5 protein-coding genes and 2 pseudogenes are annotated in these 6,000 nt (G+C 52.0%); 2 read left to right on the forward strand and 5 right to left on the reverse strand.

The genetic code is table 11. The features are described from left to right. Positions 1 to 653: 653 nt before the first annotated feature. The 4 genes from FZX13_RS09875 to FZX13_RS12950 form a co-directional block, all read right to left on the reverse strand. Positions 654 to 797 (reverse strand): hypothetical protein, encoded by a 144-nt coding sequence (locus FZX13_RS09875; protein WP_226409436.1) that lies wholly within the window; start codon positions 795 to 797, stop codon positions 654 to 656. A 54-nt stretch (positions 798 to 851) separates the two neighbouring features. Then, positions 852 to 998: a hypothetical protein gene (locus FZX13_RS09880; RefSeq protein ID WP_226409437.1), complete on the reverse strand. Its 147-nt coding sequence runs from the start codon at positions 996 to 998 to the stop codon at positions 852 to 854. A 914-nt stretch (positions 999 to 1,912) separates the two neighbouring features. Then, positions 1,913 to 2,215 (reverse strand): hypothetical protein, encoded by a 303-nt coding sequence (locus tag FZX13_RS09885; protein WP_226409438.1) that lies wholly within the window; start codon positions 2,213 to 2,215, stop codon positions 1,913 to 1,915. A gap of 779 nt (positions 2,216 to 2,994) precedes the next feature. Next, a complete protein-coding gene (locus FZX13_RS12950; protein ID WP_370630806.1) occupies positions 2,995 to 3,426 on the reverse strand; it encodes a DUF2973 domain-containing protein in 432 nt (143 codons plus the stop codon). A 209-nt stretch (positions 3,427 to 3,635) separates the two neighbouring features. Here FZX13_RS12950 and FZX13_RS09895 point away from each other — a divergent pair, with 209 nt between their 5' ends. Both FZX13_RS09895 and FZX13_RS09900 read left to right on the forward strand, forming a co-directional pair. Then, entirely contained in the window at positions 3,636 to 3,905 is a 270-nt protein-coding gene (locus tag FZX13_RS09895; RefSeq protein WP_226409439.1) for a hypothetical protein, read from the forward strand. A 215-nt stretch (positions 3,906 to 4,120) separates the two neighbouring features. After that, positions 4,121 to 4,345 (forward strand): annotated as a pseudogene (locus FZX13_RS09900) (hypothetical protein); the annotation flags it as partial. A 375-nt stretch (positions 4,346 to 4,720) separates the two neighbouring features. Here the strand turns inward: FZX13_RS09900 and FZX13_RS09905 are convergent. Then, positions 4,721 to 6,000: pseudogene (locus FZX13_RS09905) on the reverse strand (hypothetical protein); the annotation flags it as partial.

Raw genomic sequence — 6,000 nt, forward strand, 5'->3', positions numbered from 1 at the left:
CTAGCCCCTGGATGAAAAAAATAACGACACGAGCCAACAAACAAGAGAATGTCAATACAACGGCGTGCGTGAAATTCTTATTTAACTTTTCAGATTTTTGATTGGCTCCAAACTCGATTCCATCAACTCGATCTTGGTCGGCATTCTGATTGAGCCGCCATAACCAAAGTGTCAGGCCATTCATGAATGGATGGCGACGTCAGTTATCTCTGCTTCCCCAGAGGATGATCAGAACTCACTTTTGGGCCCTTGGACGACTGGATCACTGAGTTCTTCCGCAGACGGGCGCGAACTCCCTAAGCCCAGCCAATCGCGCTAGACAGGCGGACCCAGCAGTTGCCGCTGACATGGGTCCGCGTCCCGAGCTAGGTGCATGAGTCCGGGACGCAACACAAATAAGCCAGTGAGGCCAGACGATTCAGCGAAATTCGATACCAACCGGGGTTGTTTGTAACTAGCCCCAATGCGGAAACCACTCGGGGACAAGACCCACACGGGATAGTCCCAGAACAACTGCAACGATCCCAAGCTTCATCCCCACCAGGATCCCCGCGTACTTCCAGCTGAACAAGGATTTCGTCTTGGTCGTCACAAGGTTCATCTGGTTCCCCCACATCATGCGCCCTTTTTGCTGCGGGCTCTGATGAGCAGCTTCAATCCTCTGCAGAACGCTTGCGACGGCGAGCACGATCGCTCAGGCCAATGATCACCCGCGTGATCCCCCACGCCAGTGCAACACCCAACACGATCGAGAGCAGTGTCTCCAAAGCACATCTATTGAGGACACCGGCAAGCACCGGATGCCCCTCAATATGCCGTTCTGATCAAGCGATGCGTTCGGACTGTTGCGATCAGTCGCGTGTGTTCACGTGCTTGTCTTTGGGTGCCTCTGTCTTCGCCTGAGGCTTGGCGGCCGCCTTGGAGGCCAGAGAGGCTTCCAAGCGCTGCAGCTGCGCTTCGCGCAGTGCGCCAGAAATACTGAGGGTGCGGTCAGTCATCGATTGGCGTTCCCAACGGCAGCAGACACAGGGCCTTATGCGATCGAGAGGGCGCCTACAGATCTGAGGACCGACGAAACCTAGTCGCTCAGCACCCCACGTCTAGGGAGCAAAAGTGCTTACGTCATCGTCTTGCAACACATGGGTTGACTCACCTCAGGGGCAAGCCCATTGGCATTGGCCAGATCGGTAGCCAGAGATTGCAGTCCACCATCGTGTGGCAGTGCTGGTCGACACTGAGGCTGACGCGCCCTTGGTATCGCAAAGGCACTCAATTCAGAATTTCTTCCGTGAATCTTCGGGGAGCATTGCCGCAATGAGCATCTCAGCACCCATAGCTTCCTTAAAACAGTTCTCTTTTCCTCATGTGCCCACCAGACCTGTCGAGTCTCAAGTGGGGGAATGACGGTGAGTTGTCTCCCAATGACACCCTCAGCCTGGTGGAGAGACTGACAAGAGCAGAGCAGAAGTCCGAGGGAGTCGACGAAACGAATCTCAACTCCAGTTCCATCTCCCAGGGGGAGCCATTACAAGAGTCCTGATAGAGGGCGACTGACGGGCATGTCAGAAAGACAGTTCCGCGTCGAAGAACTGAACCCTTTTTTGGAATGGCACCTCCACACGACTGAAGCTTCGCTGGAGCTTGCCTCTGAATCAGCAACGAGGATCGCCAGGATGATCGGCAGGAAAACCAGGGTGCTCAGCAGGGATGGAGCAGTCCTGTTCGAGCTGGATCCAGTGGAGAAGAGGAACTAGAGCCGTTTGATCTAGGGATGAATTCGCCATACATACGGAGTTCGCAAACTCGAAGAACAAGGTCGACGGGAAGAAGCAAAAAGAAGACCCCACTCCTTAGCCACTGAACCAAGGCGACTTGGAATCGGAATCGAGCCCATCAACGAGCCTTCTGCGGCTTACCTCCACGAGCTACGCCTCTTACGGCCAACGCTGTATCCAATGACCAGGCCGCCCGCAGCTCCAACACTCCCGGCCGTTAGTGCAGTCACCTGATCCTTGGTGAGTTCGCTGGCCAGGCTTACCGACAGCCCCAGAACCACGAGCATTCCCGCGCCTGTGAGCACTGCATCCAGCCCGAGGCTTGGCTGTCTGTAGAGAACTGGCTTGGGTGGTTCTCCCTTGAACGCACGATCTGCATCGGAACGCGCGTCATCGATTTCTCGTTGCAGGCGGTCGATGTCCTTTTTGGAGTCAGTCATCAGGTGTAAGCAATCCACTTACAGGCGGCCACGGTTAGTGGTGTCCAGATGGCGGCGGCGATAGCCAGTTCAAAACTAAACATGAGTTGTCTTGTCTCTGAACCAACCCTCGCCATTTCACCAGGAAACCACCTCCCCCAACCGAGTGGTTGTTTTACCCAATTGCAGGGCTTTGCATCCCCCATCTGGGGATGCAATAAAAAACCCCGCTGTTGATGACGGGTTGAAGTGTGTGAGGTTTTGCCGGGAGATGGATGGCAACAACATCAATGCTCCCTGATTATCGAAAATGCCTTCTAATGCAGCTGTTCACTGCTATTAAGACTTGATACTGCGTGGTTCACTTTTGACTCCACTAATATGGGGTCGACTATTTTTGCGCTCGGAACAAATGTACTTATTATCGATTTGATTGCTGGAGATCCTGTTATTGGATCCTTGGCCAGTTCGACCAATCCGAAACTTTGAAAATTAATGAAATCGTGGAACATAATTGAAGTGTCTGATTTGTGAAGGTTTCGCCTCTTGCTACTACAATCATCCAATAGAACTCGATTGACTACTTAAATTTCCATAGCGTTTCCTTAGTGTTCCCTTAGAACAGCTTCTTCTACGACGGATACGGCCCAATTCGTAGACATGCCATTTGCGTTCCAACTGGTAAACAACTCTCCCATCAGAGGGATTTATTCAGCGGGCTTTATCCACCAACTAGTGAGAGGCTCACCCCCAGATGCCAATCCAGCAGCCTTTCCTGCATCGGCGAGCATTAGTCGTGCTCATGCCTCAGGGAAAACAACACCGTCCTTTTCTGAGAAACGCACAGCCCATAGCTCGTCGTTGGTCATCACACCGTTCTCGTCTAGCAGTTCTGGATGAATGGTTTTCAGCCCTGTTCGGTCGCTTGGAGCGCCAACCGCCGATGCAGACGAGTGACGCATCATTCGAAACGCTTGGAGGAGCAAGCACGTCAATACTGCTGCGTAAGCGAGAGGGAAAAGACCTGAGAGCACAGACCGCCCAACTAAATACGAAAAAACGTTAACCGCTGTTTTTGTCGACTGAGTGGGTCTGGTTAGAGGCTCACCCCCAAGCGCTAACCCTTCAGCCTGTCCTGCTCTTCCACCGTCAGGAACGAATAGAGCCAGTCCAGCAGAAGTTCCTCCACCACTGGCTCCCCAAGGTCTTGCACCCCACCAGACAGCCAACACTTGAAGGCATCAGGGTCATTGGCGCGTAGGGCTGCAACCAGCCCCCCCCCCCATCAGGAACAGGGCAATGCGGGTGTCGCGGGTCATGGGTCTGACGTAACTGCTGTGAGTGTTCGCCGCTTTTGGCAGGCAAGAACAAACCCAGGAGGTACTCGAAATGGCACGGGTCGTAGTTCTGCTGCTATTAGAGAGGGCATTGCGTCGCTGGTATGGCCTTTCAGAAGCAAGACCGAATCCAAAAGCTTGCGAACAGCCTGAAGGGATCTCTGGATGGGGGTGTTGACGCTATTGCTGACAAGATCAGAACTGCTCAGGTATTTGCCGACGAGCAATCGGATGCACTCGACAAAAAGAACCAAGCCTTAAAAGGCAAACTAGCCGAGTTTCTGAACTCAGCGAAAAACACCGGAGATGATCTCCACAGCGGAATTAATGAGCGCTTGTCCAGCTGGATTGCTGAGATCGATAAGTCGTCCTGAGTTGAGGAATGGGTATTGCTGCCCTCTTGCGCTGTAAACGTCAGCCGATAGGCAAGTTCATCTGCGCATGAGCCAGATGTGATGAGCCGGCTTTTTTGTATCTATCGAACGGGCGGCCTGCACCTAACAAAGCAATAGTCAGTTCCCGCGGAGTACTGCAAGCGACAACGAAGGCTGGCTTCTCAACCCAGGATGTGCCGAAAGCCGTCCGCTTCATGGCATCCAAATTTTTCCACGTTCATCACGAGTTCCGCGCAGGCAAAGCACAACAGTGGTGGGAGATGGCCCAGGCAGCCATGACTCCAGGTGGTGGCTGGGATGAGGCCGTCGCCAAAAATTTAGAAGCGGGGTTCTACAACCATTCGTTCTGTCCCGTTGGCCCTGAAGGCCCTGCTTTCTGCATCTGGGAAGTCCGCGAAGGAATCACAGCGGCTTCTTTTTGGGTGATCAGATCGCTGTAAGACATCGCGGGTCGTTAATTGCGCTTAATCGGCCTTATTTGCGGTAGTTGCTGGGGCTGTGCCTGGACACAAGCTGCGGCCGCGACATCACCGCGAGGCACCAAATCGAAGAGGACCCAACAGAGATACGTCCCGATCAATCTATCCGACCTTCATCGAAGAAATTCCACTCCTGACATAAACAAAGAACTTAAGTTATACGCTAATCCGTTCAACACTTGTTCACAGAAGGCTCACGTTCCCTGGAAGCAAATTCATAAGGGGCAACAACATATATCAGCGCCTTAAACAGCAGGAAAGCTTCTATCATTTAAATAAAAGCAAACGACCTATATGGACACCAGCCAATACAGGTCAGACAAAAACACTCTCCATAGCCGCAATCAAATCATCAGCAGCAATACCCTTGAGTTTTGCTGTATAGCCATTCCCAGAGACAATACAGAACTTACCGCTGTCACTAATATCAAGACCACTTATATCTCCAAAACCACTTAGGAGATCTCCTTCTTGAGTGTTGAACCCAACAATAGTGTCTTTCCCCTTGGAAGCCATATAGGTGTCGGCACCTGACCCTCCTTTGAGTTTGTCCTTACCCCAGCCACCATTGAGGATGTCTCCTCCTCCTCCACCTTGGAGTTTGTCTTTACCAAGGCCTCCCATAAGAGTGTCGTTACCTAATAGGCCTTCGAGGATATTCTTTCCTTTATTGCCAATAATTAAGTCGCCTATATTGCTACCAGTGCCATTAATATTTTTAACGCCTTTCAAGACAAGCTTGTTTTGATTTTCGCCAAGAGCTGCATTCTTTTTAGATTTTTTAACTGGATAATAGATTTTATTTGATGATACCAAGGCTTGCGTTGCTGAATTGCCAGCTATGTCATCAACGTCGGCTGTGATGTTGATGGTGCCACCACCAAGGGATGAAAGATCAAGGCCAGCAAGTGAATAGCTGTTGCTATTTACAGTTGCACTGGTGGAGATAGGCGTACCACCACCATCAGAGGCAATAGAGATCGAAACGATTTGCCCGTCTTCTGCACCGGTTGTGGTGCCGGAAATAGATACAGAGGAGACTTCTGCCGCATTGAGAAAGCCGTCTGTGCCGTCATCAATGGTGACAGAAATTGAAGGTGGCGTGGTGTCGTAAACATCGTTGGTGAGGGGGTTGGCAAAACCCACCACACCAGAAGAGAGAGAAGAGGCAACAGCGGATGAATTGCCGCCGGTAGAGTCATACCCCCAGGTGATCACGGAGCCGTCGTCCTTCAGTGCAGCAAAGGCATATTCATTAGAGAAGATCTGGCTGACGCCAGAAGAGAGAGAAGAGGCAATGGCGGATGAATCACCGCCGAAATCTTGATCCCCCCAAGTGATGACGGAGCCGTCGTCCTTCAGTGCTGCAAAGGCCGCTGAAGTGGAGAAAATTTGGCTGACGCCGGAGGAGAGAGATGAGGCAACAGCGGATGAATCGCCACCGGCTAATTCATACCCCCAGGTGATCACGGAGCCGTCGTCCTTCAGTGCTGCAAAGGCCGCTGAAGTGGAGAAAATTTGGCTGACGCCGGAGGAGAGAGATGAGGCAACAGCGGATGAATCGCCACCGGCTAATTCATACCCCCAGGTGATCA

It is taken from the genome of Synechococcus sp. MU1625, assembly GCF_020514205.1.
Taxonomy (GTDB): domain Bacteria; phylum Cyanobacteriota; class Cyanobacteriia; order PCC-6307; family Cyanobiaceae; genus Parasynechococcus.